This window comes from Sphaerimonospora mesophila (assembly GCF_001417795.1).
Taxonomy (GTDB): domain Bacteria; phylum Actinomycetota; class Actinomycetes; order Streptosporangiales; family Streptosporangiaceae; genus Sphaerimonospora; species Sphaerimonospora mesophila.
Genome location: NZ_BCBX01000043.1, coordinates 163,792 through 177,928, shown reverse-complemented (window position 1 = coordinate 177,928; position 14,137 = coordinate 163,792). Strand labels below are relative to the sequence as shown.

The window sequence follows — 14,137 nt, the reverse complement described above, 5'->3', positions numbered from 1 at the left end:
TCACCGGAGCCGGCGATGCTCCCCCGTCCCCGCGTGTCAGGCGTACGCCGATGCCCACACCGCCCAATCGCCGGACTGCCGCATCATCGAACGTCTCCACCTGAATTGAAGACGGCGACTCCTGCGGCCGGCTGGACGCCGAAGGCGACGGGGACGGGGACGGCGCCTTGGCATCGCCCGCGGCCCTGCCCTCGGAAACCGGCTTCGCAACAGGGGCCGGGTCCACCGCAGCGACCGAAACCGGCAATCCCGGAACGGCGACCGCGTCCTTGCCCTTGGAAAGATCGACCGTAGCCGAGCCCGCCTTCGGCCACACCGGCTCGGCCGGCTTCAGCGGTTCCTGCAGATCCTCGACACCCTTAGGCACCGGCTTCGGCGCGACCGCACGCCCCTCAACGCTGCGCTCCGTACCAGAAGACGGGGTATCGGCGGCGGCCTTCTGCGCCAGCCCGTCCGGAACACCGATCCCGGCGACGAACACCGTCAAAGTAACGACAGTGCCCGCGAAAGCGTGTGCAAGCCTGCGACGTGACCATCTGAACCGTTCCACTCCAGCACGCGAACCGGCCACGTCGCACCCTCCCACCCACCCAGGCGTACGGCCCACCCGCCCGACCGCACGTCCTATAAAGCCCAGATACAACCGATCAAGCGGAGCATGGGATACCAGGCAGAAACGGTCAAGATCTACTTTGCTGCAAGGGTGCTACGCACAGTCACGGGAATGCTTCACCCCTCACCTACCGTCATCATTCGCGCAGCTCAGAGATCACGCCATGGCAGCGACCGCCAAGTGAAAGGTGACATAGATCACAGAGAGATTCCACTGCTTAGCGGCGGTCCCTTTCGCCCACGTCCAGTAGGCGTCGAGGCCGTGGAAGTGATGCACGCCGGGCTCGGACAGCCCTGAGCCGTACGGGTCGTAGACGGATGCGCGCCGCTGTCATCACGCACCACACGCATTGCCACCCCTGACCCCACTGGCGCGTCTTTCCGCATCGCATCGAACGCCTCCACCCGCACCCGTGACGGCGATCCGCGACCGATGGGGAAATAGGGGAAATATAGGTCAGATAAGCCCGACAGATTTGCAGGTGGCATTCGGGTTAGGTGAGAGCGGAGAACCTTCAGCACCTCGCCACCGGTGAGACTCGGTGGTCTACTTCGGTGCACCCGGTGTTGTCGGTGCGGACAAGTAGGCTTTGCGGTGTGGCGGATCCGGCAACCTATCGACCGGCGCCCGGCTCGATCCCCGAATCGCCCGGCGTCTATCGTTTCCGCGACCCCGGCGGCGGGGTGATCTACGTCGGCAAGGCGAAAAGCCTGCGGCAGCGGCTGGGCTCCTACTTCGCCGACTTCGCCGGGCTGCATCCCCGCACCCAGACGATGCTGACCACCGCGGCCTCCGTCGACTGGACGGTGGTCGGCACCGAGGTCGAGGCGCTCCAGCTCGAATACTCCTGGATCAAGGAGTACGACCCCAGGTTCAACGTGAAGTACCGCGACGACAAGTCGTATCCGTACCTCGCGGTGACCATGGGAGAGGAGTTCCCGCGCGTCCAGGTGCTGCGCGGGGCCAAGCGGAAGGGCACACGGTATTTCGGCCCCTACTCGCACGCCTGGGCGATCAGGGAGACCGTCGACCTGCTGCTGCGGGTGTTCCCGGTGCGCACCTGCTCGGCCGGGGTGTTCAAGCGGGCCGGGCAGATCGGCCGGCCCTGCCTGCTGGGATACATCGACAAGTGCTCGGCCCCCTGCGTCGGGCGGGTCACGCCCGAGGAGCACCGGGCCATCGCCGAGGACTTCTGCGACTTCATGGCCGGCAACAGCGGCCGGTTCATCAAGCGGCTGGAGCGCGAGATGCGCGAGGCCGCCGCGGCCGAGGAGTTCGAGCGGGCCGCCAGGCTCCGCGACGACGTGCAGGCCCTGCAGCGGGCGCTGGAGAAGCAGGCGGTCGTGCTCGGCGACAGCGTCGACTGCGACGTGATCGCCCTGGCGGAGGACGCGCTGGAGGCCGCCGTCCAGGTCTTCTACGTGCGCGGCGGGCGCATCCGCGGTCGCCGCGGCTGGGTGGTCGACAAGGTCGAGGACACCACGACGGGCGAACTCGTCGAGCAGTTCCTGCTGCAGATCTACGGTGAGGCGGCCGTCCCCAGGGAGATCCTCGTCCCGGCGGCGCCCCCGGAGGGCGAGGCGGTGGCCGAGCTGCTGAGCGAGCAGCGCGGCGCCCGCGTCGACGTGCGCGTCCCCCAGCGGGGCGACAAGAAGAGCCTGATGGAGACCGTCGAGCGCAACGCCAAGGAGGCGCTGGCCCAGCACAAGCTCCGGCGCGCGAGCGACCTCACCACGCGCAGCCTGGCCCTGCAGGAGATCGCCGACGCGCTCGGCCTCGACCAGGCGCCGCTGCGCATCGAGTGCTACGACGTGTCGCATCTGCAGGGCTCCGACGTGGTCGCCTCCATGGTGGTCTTCGAGGACGGCCTGGCGCGCAAGAGCGAATATCGGCGGTTCTCGGTCAGGAGCACCGACGGCGACGTCGCCTCGATCCACGAGGTCATCCGCCGCCGGTTCCGGCGCTACCTGGAGGAGCGGTCGGCCACCGGAGAGCTGGACGCGGCGGACGGCGAGGGCGGCGGCGACCAAAACGGTGTCGACCAAAACGGCGGCGACCAAAACGGTGTCGACCAAAACGGCGGCGACCAAAACGGTGTCGACCAGGGCGGGGGCGAGCCGGGCGCGGGCGCGGGCACGCCGATCGACCCGGAGACCGGCCGCCCGCGCAAGTTCGCCTACCCGCCGAACCTCGTCGTGGTGGACGGCGGCCCGGCGCAGGCGGCGGCGGCCCAGCGCGCCCTCGACGAGCTCGGCATCGACGACGTGGCGGTCTGCGGCCTGGCCAAGCGGCTGGAGGAGGTGTGGCTTCCCGGCGACGATCAGCCGGTGATCCTGCCCCGCTCCAGTGAGGGCCTCTACCTGCTCCAGCGGGTCCGCGACGAGGCCCACCGGTTCGCCATCACCTACCACCGCTCGAAACGGTCCAAGGGCCTGAAGGAGAGCGCGCTCGACGGCGTCCCCGGCCTGGGACCGGCGCGCAGGCAGGCGCTGCTGCGCCACTTCGGCTCGGTCAAGCGGTTACGTGAGGCCGACGCCGCCGAGATCCGCGAGGTGCCGGGCATCGGCCCCGCCACCGCCGAGGCGATCGTCACCGCGCTGCGCGGGGAGCGGCCGCCCGGTGAGGGGGCGTGACACGGTCGTGGCGTGCCGTCAGCGGCGCCGCCCGGTAGGGTGGCAAGCTCCGGGGTAGAGGCAGTGGTTTCTCCTGGTGGAGGGTGGTGAGGAGACATGGGCACGACCGACTCGGCGGTCGTGGTGGTGACCGGCATGTCGGGGGCCGGGCGGAGCACCGCCGCGAAGGCGCTGGAGGATCTCGGCTGGTTCGTCATCGACAACCTGCCGCCGGGCCTGCTGTTCTCCGTGGCGGAGGAGGCGGGCAAGGCCGGCATGGCCGCCGATCGGGTGGCGGCGGTCGTCGACGTGCGCAGCCTCGCGTTCACCACCGACCTCAACGCCGCGATCAAGGAGCTGGACGCCCGGGGCGTGGCCGTACGCACGGTGTTCCTTGAGGCCAGCGACGAGAAGCTGGTCCGCAGGTTCGAGGCGGTCCGCAGGCCGCATCCCCTGCAGGGCGACGGGCGGCTGGTCGACGGGATCGACCGCGAGCGCGGCATCCTGCGGGAGGTCAGGGCCAACGCCGACCTGGTGATCGACACGTCCCTGCTCAACGTCCACGAGCTGCGCAAGAAGATCGTGTCGTTCTTCGGCGGCGAGGACCGGCCGGGCCTGAAGGTCAACGTCGTCTCGTTCGGCTACAAGTACGGCCTGCCGGTGGACGCCGACCTCGTCGTCGACTGCCGCTTCCTGCCCAACCCCCACTGGGTGCCGGAGCTGCGGCCGATGAACGGACTCGAAAGCCCCGTACGGGACTACGTGCTCGGCCAGCCGGGGGCGAAGGAGTTCCTCGACGGCTACGAGGAGGTGTTCGGGATCGTGGCCGCCGGCTACACCCGCGAGGGCAAGGGCTACGCCACGCTGGCCGTCGGATGCACCGGCGGCAAGCACCGCAGCGTCGCCATGTCCGAGCAGCTCGCCGCCCGCCTGCGCGAGCGCGGCATGGACGTGCAGGTCAGCCACCGGGACGTGGGCCGCGAGTGATGCCCGGCCCGGCCGCAGCGATTCGGAACGATTCGGTTACGTGATCCCCCTGGACCCCAAGGTCGTCGCCCTCGGTGGCGGGCACGGCCTCTATGCCTCTCTGTCCGCGCTCAGAACCGTGACCGGACGGCTGACCGCCGTCGTCACGGTCGCCGACGACGGCGGCTCCAGTGGCCGTCTCCGGCGTGAGCTGGGCGTGCTGCCGCCGGGCGACCTGCGGATGGCCCTCGCGGCGCTGTGCGGCGACGACGAGTGGGGCCAGACCTGGAGCGAGGTCGTCCAGCACCGGTTCCGCAGCGAGGGGGAGCTGCACGGCCATGCCGTCGGCAACCTCCTCATCGTCGCCCTCTGGGAGCTCCTCGGCGACACCGTGAAAGGGCTGGAGTGGGTGGGGCGGCTGCTGGGCGCGCACGGCAGGGTGCTGCCGATGGCCTCGGTGCCGCTCGACATCCAGGCCGAGGTCGAGCTGGACGGGCGCGTCACCACCGTACGCGGGCAGGTGGCGTGCGCGCTCACCCCGGGCCGGGTCCGGTCGATCTCGCTGCTGCCGCCCGACCCGCCGGCCAGCCCGCAGGCCGTACAGGCGATAGAAGAGGCCGACTGGGTGGTCTTCGGGCCGGGTTCGTGGTTCACCAGCGTGCTGCCGCACCTCAAGGTGCCCGCGCTGGCCCGCGCGCTGCACACGACGCCGGCGAAAAGGCTGGTGATCTTGAATCTCGCCCCGCAGCCGGGCGAGACCGACGGCTTCTCCCCGGAAAAGCACCTCGAGGTGCTCCGGGAACATGCCCCCGACCTGGCCGTCGACGCGGTCATCGCCGATCGAGGCGTGGTCGGCGATCTGCGTGCGCTGGAGAAGGCGGCGGCTTCAATCGGCGGGCGTTTGGTTTTGGCGGATGTGGCGGCTTCTGACGGTTCTGCCCGCCACGATGGACCACATCTTGCCGCGGTCCTGGATGAGATTTTCCGTGGGAAGCGGTGATTGCCTCCTCCCAACCTGCGAGAGACTGGCGGCAGAGTCTTGTTTTGGGGGAGGCACGCGTAGATGGCCATGACGGGTGTGGTGAAGGACGAGCTGAGCCGGCTTCCGGTGCTCAAGCCCTGCTGCCGCAAGGCCGAGGTCTCGACGCTGCTGCGGTTCGCGAGCGGCCTGCATCTCGTGGGCGGGCGGATCGTGATCGAGGCCGAGCTCGACACCAACGTCACCGCGCGACGGTTGATCAAGGACATCGGCGAGGTGTTCGGCCACAAGGCCGAGGTGCTCGTGCTGGCGCCGGCCGGGCTGCGCAAGGGTTCGCGCTACCTGGTGCGCGTCTACAAGGACGGTGACGCCCTGGCCAGGCAGACGGGCCTCATCGACAACCACGGCAGGCCCGTACGCGGCCTGCCCAGGCAGGTGGTCTCCGGGGCCACCTGCGACGCCGAGGCGGCCTGGCGCGGCGCCTTCCTGGCGCACGGCTCGCTGACCGAGCCCGGCCGCTCGATGTCCCTGGAGGTGACCTGTCCCGGCCCGGAGGCGGCGCTCGCGCTGGTCGGTTCGGCCCGGCGGCTGAAGATCCACGCCAAGGCCAGGGAGGTGCGCGGCGTCGACCGGGTCGTGGTCCGCGACGGCGACGCGATCGGCGCGCTGCTGACCCGCATGGGCGCCCACGACAGCGTGCTGGCCTGGGAGGAGCGGCGGATGCGCCGCGAGGTGCGGGCGACCGCCAACCGCCTGGCCAACTTCGACGACGCCAACCTGCGCAGGTCCGCGCGTGCCGCGGTCGCGGCCGGGGCCCGTGTGCAGCGGGCGCTGGAGATCCTCGGCGACGACGCGCCCGAGCACCTGGTGATCGCCGGCCGGCTGCGGGTGGAGCACAAGCAGGCGTCGCTGGAGGAACTGGGCCAGATCGCCGATCCGCCGCTGACCAAGGACGCGATCGCCGGCCGGATCCGCCGCCTGCTCGCGATGGCCGACAAGCGGGCGCAGGACCTGGGCATCGCCAACACCGAGGCCAATCTCACAGCCGACATGCTGGCCCAGTGACGGTGCCCCGTGGTCTACACCAATTTGGGGCGCGATAAGGTCTGTGATTGAGATTCAAGAGTTCGTCGCCGGACTCGCCGGCGCAAGACGTACGAGGAGATCTGTTCCGTGAGCATCCGCGTAGGCGTCAACGGCTTCGGCCGTATCGGCCGCAATTTCTGGCGCGCTGTGGCGGCCAGCGGCAAGGACATCGAGATCGTCGCGGTCAATGACCTTACCGACAACGCCACGCTCGCCCACCTGCTGAAGTACGACAGCATCCTGGGCCGCCTGCCGTACGAGGTGAAGGCGTCCGCAGACGAGATCACCGTCGACGGCAAGGCGATCAAGGCCTTCGCCGAGCGCGACCCGGCGAAGCTGCCCTGGGGCGACCTGGGCGTCGACGTCGTGGTGGAGTCGACCGGTCTGTTCACCGACGCGACCAAGGCGAAGGTGCACGCCGAGAACGGGGCGAGGAAGGTCATCATCTCCGCTCCGGCGAAGAACGAAGACGTGACCGTCGTCATGGGCGTCAACCACGACAAGTACGACCCGGCCGCTCACACCATCATCTCCAACGCGTCCTGCACGACGAACTGCCTGGCCCCGATGGCCAAGGTCATCAACGACACCTTCGGTATCGAGAAGGGTCTGATGACCACGATCCACGCCTACACCCAGGACCAGAACCTGCAGGACGGCCCCCACAAGGACCTGCGCCGCGCCCGTGCCGCCGCGCTGAACATCGTCCCCACCTCGACCGGCGCCGCCAAGGCCATCGGCCTGGTCCTGCCGGAGCTGAAGGGCAGGCTCGACGGCTACGCGCTGCGCGTGCCGATCCCCACCGGCTCGGCCACCGACCTGACCGTCGAGGTCAAGCGCGAGACCACGGCCGAGGAGGTCAACGCCGCGCTCAAGGCCGCGGCCGAGGGCGAGCTGAAGGGCTTCCTCACCTACACCGAGGACCCGATCGTCTCCTCCGACATCGTGACCGACCCGGCGTCGTGCATCTTCGACGCGGGCCTGACCAAGGTGATCGGCAACCAGGTCAAGACGGTCGGCTGGTACGACAACGAGTGGGGCTACTCCAACCGTCTCGTCGACCTGATCGAGTACGTGGGCGCCTCCCTCTGATGATCGGAATCGACGAGCTCGACGTGAAGGGCCGGCGCGTGTTCGTGCGCGCCGACCTCAACGTCCCCCTGGACGGGGAGACGATCACCGACGACGGCCGGATCCGCGCGTCGGTGCCCACCATCAGGAAGCTCCTGGAGCGCGGCGCCCGGGTGGTCGTGGGCGCCCACCTCGGCCGTCCGAAGGGCACGCCCACCCCGAAGTACTCGCTGGCGCCGGTCTCGCGGCGGCTGGCCGAGCTGCTCGGAGAGGACGTCGCGTTCGCCGCGGACGTGGTCGGCGAGTCGGCCAGGAGCACGGTGGAGGCCCTGCAGGACGGACAGGTCGCCCTGCTGGAGAACCTGCGCTTCGAGCCGGGTGAGGAGTCCAAGGACGACGCGGTCAGGGGCGAGTTCGCCGACCGTCTCGCCGCGCTGGCCGAGCTCTACGTGGGCGACGGCTTCGGCGCGGTGCATCGCAAGCACGCCAGCGTCTACGACGTGCCGAAGCGGCTGCCGCACGCGGCGGGCGACCTGATCCTCGCCGAGGTCGAGGTGCTCCGGCGGCTGACCGAGGACCCGGCCAGGCCGTACGTCGTGGTCCTGGGCGGCGCGAAGGTCTCCGACAAGCTCGGCGTGATCGCGAACCTGCTGACCAAGGTCGACCGGCTGCTGGTGGGCGGCGGCATGGCCTACACGTTCCTCAAGGCCCAGGGCCACGAGGTCGGGGCCTCGCTGCTGCAGGAGGACCAGCTCGACACGGTGCGCGGTTTCCTGAACGACGCCGCCGCCCGCGGGGTGGAGCTGGTGCTCCCGGTCGACGTGCTGGCCGCCACCCACTTCGCCGCCGACGCGCCGCACGACGTCGTCGACGCGACGGCGATCCCGGCAGACCGCCAGGGCCTGGACATCGGCCCGCGCACCCGGGAGCTGTTCGCCGCCAAGCTGGCCGACGCCCGCACCGTGTTCTGGAACGGCCCGATGGGCGTGTTCGAGTTCGACGCGTTCTCGGGCGGGACCCGGGCCGTGGCGGAGGCACTGATCGGCTCCGAGGCGTTCACCGTGGTCGGCGGCGGCGACTCGGCCGCGGCCGTACGCCGGCTCGGCCTGCCGGAAGACCGTTTCTCGCACATCTCAACCGGTGGCGGCGCCAGCCTCGAATACCTCGAGGGCAAGACGCTGCCCGGACTCGCGGCGCTGGAGGAATAAGCAGATGGCCCGCAAGCCGCTGATCGCCGGCAACTGGAAGATGAACCTCAACCATCTCGAGGCCATCAACCTGGTGCAGAAGCTGGCGTTCTCGCTCACCGACCGCGACTACGACGCCGTCGACGTCGCGGTGCTCCCGCCGTTCACCGACCTGCGCAGCGTGCAGACGCTGGTCGACGGCGACCGGCTGCGCATCGTGTACGGCGCGCAGGACGTGTCGCGGCACGACTCGGGGGCCTACACCGGAGAGATCTCCGGGGCGATGCTCGCCAAGCTCGGCTGCACGTTCACGCTGGTCGGCCACTCGGAGCGGCGTCAGTACCACGCCGAGGACGACGCCCTGTGCAACGCCAAGGTGAAGGCGGCCTACCGGCACTCGCTGACGCCGATCCTGTGCGTCGGCGAGGGTCTGCCGGTCCGGCAGGAGGGTCGCCACGTCGAGCACACGCTCGCCCAGCTCGACGGGGCGCTCGACGGGGTCCCGGCCGAGCAGGCCAGGACGATCGTCGTGGCGTACGAGCCGGTCTGGGCGATCGGCACCGGTGAGGTCGCCACCCCGGCGGACGCCCAGGAGGTGTGCGGCGCGATCCGCACCCGGCTCGCCGACCTGTACGGCGGCGAGGTGGCCGGTGAGGTGCGTGTCCTCTACGGAGGGTCGGTGAAGGGGGACAACATCGCCGGTATCATGGCGCAACCCGACATCGACGGCGCCCTCGTGGGCGGGGCCAGCCTCGACCAGGGGGACTTCGTCAAGATTTGCCGCTTTGGTGAAATCTCCGGCTAGGTGAGCGATTATGGGGGTGCGACTTGACATCAGGTCGTACCCTCATAGAGCAAGATTGAACCATCAAGCCCGATGATCGTGCACACCGACCGTGCGCACGCCGGACATAGGAACAGGTCTAGTGGAAATCGGAATCTCCATCGCTCTCATCCTGTCGAGCTGTCTGATGGTGCTGTTCGTCCTGCTTCACAAGGGCAAGGGCGGCGGTCTGTCGGACCTGTTCGGTGGCGGTTTCTCGTCGTCATTCGGCGGGTCCTCCGTGGTCGAGCGCAACCTGGACCGGCTCACCATCATCACGGGCGTCATCTGGTTCGTCTGCATCATCGCGCTGGGCCTGATGCTCAAGCCGTAGCCCGGCCGTACGGCGCGACGCGCGAGTGAGATTCACCATCCCCGTCGCGGGGGGATCGAGGCAAGGAGTTCTTCGGTGGGTAGTGGCAACGCGATCCGTGGCAGCCGAGTCGGCGCAGGCCCGATGGGAGAGGCCGAGCGCGGCGAGGCCGCTCCCCGGGTACGGGTCTCGTTCTGGTGCGCCAAGATGCACGAGACGCGGCCGAGCTTCGCCAGCGACGCTCAGGTTCCCGAGCTGTGGGACTGCCCGCGTTGCGGCCTCCCGGCCGGTCAGGACAGCGCGAATCCGCCCGCTCCGCCGAAGAACGAGCCGTACAAGACGCACCTGGCATACGTGAAGGAACGCCGCAGCGACAAGGACGGCGCCCAGATCCTCGCCGAGGCACTGGAGCGGCTGCGCTCCTCCTCGCGCCCGATCTACTAGGTCGTGTTTCACCGCGAAGGCCCTCTCCGCACATCGCGGAGAGGGCCTTCGGCGTGCCTCAGCAGTGGACGGGACGCCCGTCGACGAAGGTCATCCGCACCCGGGTCGTCCAGATGTCGCCGGGTTCGAGGGCGAAGGGGTCCCGGTCGAGCACCACGAGATCGGCGGGCCGCCCCTGCTCGATCACCCCGGCCGGTGAGCGGTTCAGCCAGGCCGAGCCCGCCGTGTAGGCGGTCATGACCGTTCTGAGGTCGATGCGCTGGCCGGGCAGGAACGGGGTCTGCGCCGTGGGGTAGGAGGCGTGCACCGATCCGCCCGGTTCCGTGCGGTTGACCGCGACGTGCATGCCCTGCATCGGGTCGGCCGACGACACCGGCCAGTCGGAGCCGGCCGCCAGCCGGGTGCCGTGCCGTACGAGATCGGCGAAGGGATACTGCCACGACGAGCGTTCCTCGCCGAGGTAGGGGATGCACAGCTCGTCCATCTGGGCGTGGTGCGTGGCCCACAGCGGCTGCAGGTTCGCGGTCACGCCGAGCGCGGCGAAGCGCGGCACGTCCCGCGGGGTGATGATCTGCAGGTGGGCGACGTGGTGGCGGTTGCCCGGGTCGGTCCCGGCCAGGGCGTCCAGGGCCTCCCGTACGGCCCGCTCGCCGATGGCGTGGAAGTGGACCTGGAACCCCCGGGCGTCGAGTTCCTTGACGTACACCTTGAGCTGTTCCGGATCCACATACGACAGGCCCGTGCCGAGTTCGGCACTTGTAGAGGACTCGGTCCCGCCGCAGCGGCAGTAGGGCTCGATGACGGCGGCGGTGAAGTTCTCCGCGATGCCGTCCTGCATGATCTTCACGGCGCCGGCCCGGAACCGCTCCAGCCCCTCGGCGGCGGCGCGCCGCTCGGCCAGGTCGGGGATCTGCTCGGCGCCGCGGGTGCGGTCCCACCACAGCGCGCCGACCACCCGCGCGACGAGCCGGCCGGACGAGGCGGCCGCGAGGTAGGCGGGCAGCTGGTCGTCCGATCCGGCGTACGATCCCACGATCGCGTCCTGCCACCCGGTGATGCCCAGGGAGAACAGGTGCGACTGCGCGTCGAGCAGGGCGGCCACCAGGTCGTCGGGGGTCGGGCGCGGGGTGAGCAGGCCGACCAGGTCCATCGCGCCCTCGTGCAGCACACCGGTGGGCGTGCCGTCGCGGTCCCGCTCGATGCGGCCGTCCGCGGGGTCGGGGGTGTCCCGGGTGATCCCGGCCAGCTCCAGCGCCCGGCCGTTGACCCAGGCGGCGTGGTGGTCGCGCTGGATCAGGTACGCGGGACGGTCGAGGAAGTCGAGCTGGGACCGGTGGGGGAGACCGCCCGGGAAGGCCGACATGTCCCACCCGCCGCCAACGATCCACTCCTTGTGTGGATTTTTCGCGGCATAGTCGGCCACGGTGGCCAGGTAGACGTCGAGGCCGTACACCTCGGACAGGTCGCACCCGGCCCGCTCCAGCCCGGCCTGCACCGGGTGCATGTGCGCGTCGGTGAAGCCCGGGACGAGCAGGCCGCCGTCCAGGTCAACCGGCTCGGCCCGGGGCGAGAGCCGTACGAGATCGGCCTCGGTGCCCACGGCGGCGATGACGCCGTCGCGGACGAGCACGGCCTCGGCGAAACCGTCGGGCGTGAACGCGGGGCCGCCGCGGAACAGCAGCGTGTCTGAACTCACGAGGTACCTTCCACTCAGTGACCGGTGATGAGGTCGGCGATCTTGGCGAGTGCCGAGGTCCGTTCGGCCCCCCGGCCCTCGCGGGCGTCGGCCATCCGGTAGAGGCGGTACATCGAGTGCACGCCGAGCCAGCGCAGCGGTTCCGGCTCCCAGGAGCGGACCCGCCGATCCACCCACGGCAGCACGCTCAGCTCGCTCTCGCGGCGCAGCACCAGGTCCCGGAGCGTACGGCCGGCCAGGTTGGCGGTGGTCACGCCGTGCCCGGTGTAGCCGCCCGCCCAGCCGAGGCCGGTCGCCCGGTCCAGGTGGACCGTGGAGCACCAGTCGCGTGGCACGCCGAGCACACCCGACCAGGCATGCGCCACCCGGGATCCGGCCACGGCCGGGAAGAACGAGACGAGCAGGTCCCACAGCGCGTCGATCGTCCAGGCCGCGGTGTGCCCGTGGTCGTCGATCCTCGACCCGTAGAGGTACGGCTTGCCGCGGCCGCCGAAGGCGATCCGGTCGTCGGCCGTCCGCTGGGCGTACATGTAGTAGTGCGCCATGTCGCCGAGCAGTTCGCGGCCGTCCCAGCCGATCTCCGCCCACACGTCCTCGGGCAGCGGCTCGGTCACGATCATCGAGCTGTTCATCGGCAGCCAGTCTCGGTGGTGGCCGCGGATGGTCGCGGTGAAGCCCTCGGTGCAGCGCAGCACGTACGTCGCGGTCACCGTGCCGCGTGGGGTGACCGCCCGGCCGCGGGAGATCTCCGTGACCGGGGTCCGCTCGTAGATCTCCACCCCGAGGTTCCGTACGACCCGGGCCAGGCCGCGGGCGAGCTTCGCCGGCTGGATCCTCGCGCAGTGCGGGCTCCAGGTGGCCCCGGTGGCGCCGGAGACCCGGAGCCGGGAGGCCATCTCGCCCCTGGTGAGCAGGCGGACGTCCGCCTCGGTCCACCCCCACCGCCGCTGATGTTTCAGCTCCTCGCGCAGCCGGACGTCCTGCGCCGTGCTTCTCGCGACCGTGAACAGGCCGCCCTTGACGATGTCGGCCTCGATGCCCTCTGTGCCGGCGACCCGGATGACCTCGTCGATCGTCTCGAACATGGCCCGCTGGAGCCGCCTGGCCGCGTCCGCGCTGTGCGTCTTCGCGTACCGCTCCGGCGATCCCGCGAGTGCCCCGGTCAGCCATCCGCCGTTGCGGCCGGAGGCGCCGAACCCGGCGAACTCCTTCTCCAGGACGACGATCCGCAGGTGTGGCTCGGCCTTCTTCAGGTAGTAGGCGGTCCACAGGCCCGTATATCCGGCGCCGACGATCGCCACGTCGGCCTGGAGGTCACCGTCGAGCGGCTCTCCCGGCTCGGGGACGCCGATGGACCGGTACCAGAAGGACACCTCGCCGTTGGCGAAGTCCGGCGACAGCGGAGCACTCATGCCGCCCATCCTGCTGTATTCGCGTCGTGGACATCACACCGCGACGAAAGCCGTCGATAAGTCGCGACAAACACATGGATAACAGTAGTCCGGGTGGACACGGGCCGGGACGTCACCCGTCCCCTGTTCCGCCTGGCCGGTCCCGTACGGAAGGACGGCGCCTCGCGCCGCGCCCGGCGGGGGATCAGGAGCGGTCGTCGGGCGAGAAGTCGTAGATCAGGCGGATGGCGTTGTCGATGTTCTCGTACACCTTCTCGATCGTCGTGCGGGCCATGACCCAGCCGCGTAGTCCCCCGCCGAGAACGCTGCTGAGCGTGGCGATGATCGCCCGGTGATCCGCGTCGTCCCGGACGTCGGCGCCGAACGCCGACCGCACGATGTCGGTGAAGACCTTGTCGATCGATCGGTAGGTGTCGTCGACATAGGGGTCGGACGCCGTTTCCAGCACTATGAGGACGCGATAGAACTGGGGCTGGAGTTGAAAGGCGCGAATCGCACGGTGCAGCACATCACGAACACGCTCCTTCTCCGCTCCCTCAGGCGGGGCGGCCCGGTCCAGTGTGCGCTTGAGACCCTCCTGCCAGAGCAGGAAGGCGGCCGCGAACAGATGCTCCTTGGACGTGAAGTACCGGTAGAGCGTGCCCAGGGCCACACCGGAGTCCCGGGCCACGTCCGACACCTTGATCCGGTCGTATTCGCTGTTCGCGAGGCTCCGCAGCGCGACGCGGACGATGCGCTCGCGGCGTTCGCGCTGGTCGCGGCGCAGCGTCTCGGGCGCTGCCGGACCCGAGACATCGGCCATCATCGTCACTTCCATACCCCCGACTCGTTCCGGACATTGAACCTAGAATACAAGTCTAGGGTGGCACCCTTCACTTCGACCGTATTGCGCGGGTAAGTCATGTATTCGCAATCTGGTCAGGGTGCGGGCGCTC

At 69.9% G+C, this 14,137-nt stretch carries 12 protein-coding genes and 1 pseudogene; 9 read left to right on the top strand and 4 right to left on the bottom strand.

Going from position 1 to position 14,137, the window contains the following annotated elements:
• A partial coding sequence (locus tag AP234_RS36595) for a hypothetical protein (protein WP_152990609.1) occupies nt 1–487 on the bottom strand: 487 nt, incomplete at its 3' end.
• Between the two features lie 722 nt (nt 488–1,209).
• On the opposite strand from AP234_RS36595, the pseudogene uvrC reads away from it, so the two are divergent.
• From uvrC to AP234_RS25165, 9 genes and pseudogenes are all read left to right on the top strand, one after another.
• Nucleotides 1,210–3,219: pseudogene (gene uvrC / locus AP234_RS25205) on the top strand (excinuclease ABC subunit UvrC); the annotation flags it as partial.
• A gap of 123 nt (nt 3,220–3,342) precedes the next feature.
• Complete coding sequence (gene rapZ, locus AP234_RS25200; RefSeq protein ID WP_055482195.1) at nt 3,343–4,212, top strand: RNase adapter RapZ; 870 nt, start codon at nt 3,343–3,345, stop codon at nt 4,210–4,212.
• Nucleotides 4,213–4,252: 40 nt separating this feature from the next.
• Entirely contained in the window at nt 4,253–5,191 is a 939-nt protein-coding gene (locus tag AP234_RS25195) for a gluconeogenesis factor YvcK family protein (protein WP_083502409.1), read from the top strand.
• Nucleotides 5,192–5,254: 63 nt separating this feature from the next.
• A complete protein-coding gene (gene whiA / locus AP234_RS25190) occupies nt 5,255–6,235 on the top strand; it encodes a DNA-binding protein WhiA (protein ID WP_055482194.1) in 981 nt (326 codons plus the stop codon).
• Between the two features lie 108 nt (nt 6,236–6,343).
• The gene (gene gap / locus AP234_RS25185; RefSeq protein WP_055482193.1) at nt 6,344–7,348 is read left to right on the top strand and encodes a type I glyceraldehyde-3-phosphate dehydrogenase; all 1,005 of its coding nucleotides are present in this window, start codon (nt 6,344–6,346) and stop codon (nt 7,346–7,348) included.
• A complete protein-coding gene (locus tag AP234_RS25180; RefSeq protein ID WP_055482192.1) occupies nt 7,348–8,535 on the top strand; it encodes a phosphoglycerate kinase in 1,188 nt (395 codons plus the stop codon). The genes gap and AP234_RS25180 overlap by 1 nt, the downstream gene beginning before the upstream one ends.
• A 4-nt stretch (nt 8,536–8,539) precedes the next feature.
• Entirely contained in the window at nt 8,540–9,319 is a 780-nt protein-coding gene (tpiA, locus tag AP234_RS25175) for a triose-phosphate isomerase (RefSeq protein WP_055482191.1), read from the top strand.
• A gap of 121 nt (nt 9,320–9,440) precedes the next feature.
• Complete coding sequence (gene secG / locus AP234_RS25170; RefSeq protein WP_055482190.1) at nt 9,441–9,671, top strand: preprotein translocase subunit SecG; 231 nt, start codon at nt 9,441–9,443, stop codon at nt 9,669–9,671.
• A gap of 75 nt (nt 9,672–9,746) precedes the next feature.
• On the top strand, nt 9,747–10,094 hold the full coding sequence (locus AP234_RS25165) for an RNA polymerase-binding protein RbpA (RefSeq protein WP_083502408.1): 348 nt from the start codon (nt 9,747–9,749) through the stop codon (nt 10,092–10,094).
• A 58-nt stretch (nt 10,095–10,152) separates the two neighbouring features.
• On the opposite strand, the gene AP234_RS25160 is transcribed toward AP234_RS25165, so the two are convergent.
• The 3 genes from AP234_RS25160 to AP234_RS25150 all read right to left on the bottom strand — a co-directional run bounded on the left by AP234_RS25160 (nt 10,153) and on the right by AP234_RS25150 (nt 14,019).
• The gene (locus AP234_RS25160) at nt 10,153–11,790 is read right to left on the bottom strand and encodes an amidohydrolase (RefSeq protein ID WP_055482188.1); all 1,638 of its coding nucleotides are present in this window, start codon (nt 11,788–11,790) and stop codon (nt 10,153–10,155) included.
• A gap of 14 nt (nt 11,791–11,804) precedes the next feature.
• A complete protein-coding gene (locus AP234_RS25155) occupies nt 11,805–13,202 on the bottom strand; it encodes an NAD(P)/FAD-dependent oxidoreductase (RefSeq protein ID WP_055482187.1) in 1,398 nt (465 codons plus the stop codon).
• 184 nt (nt 13,203–13,386) lie between these two features.
• Entirely contained in the window at nt 13,387–14,019 is a 633-nt protein-coding gene (locus AP234_RS25150) for a TetR/AcrR family transcriptional regulator (protein WP_055482186.1), read from the bottom strand.
• Between the last annotated feature and the right edge of the window lie 118 nt (nt 14,020–14,137).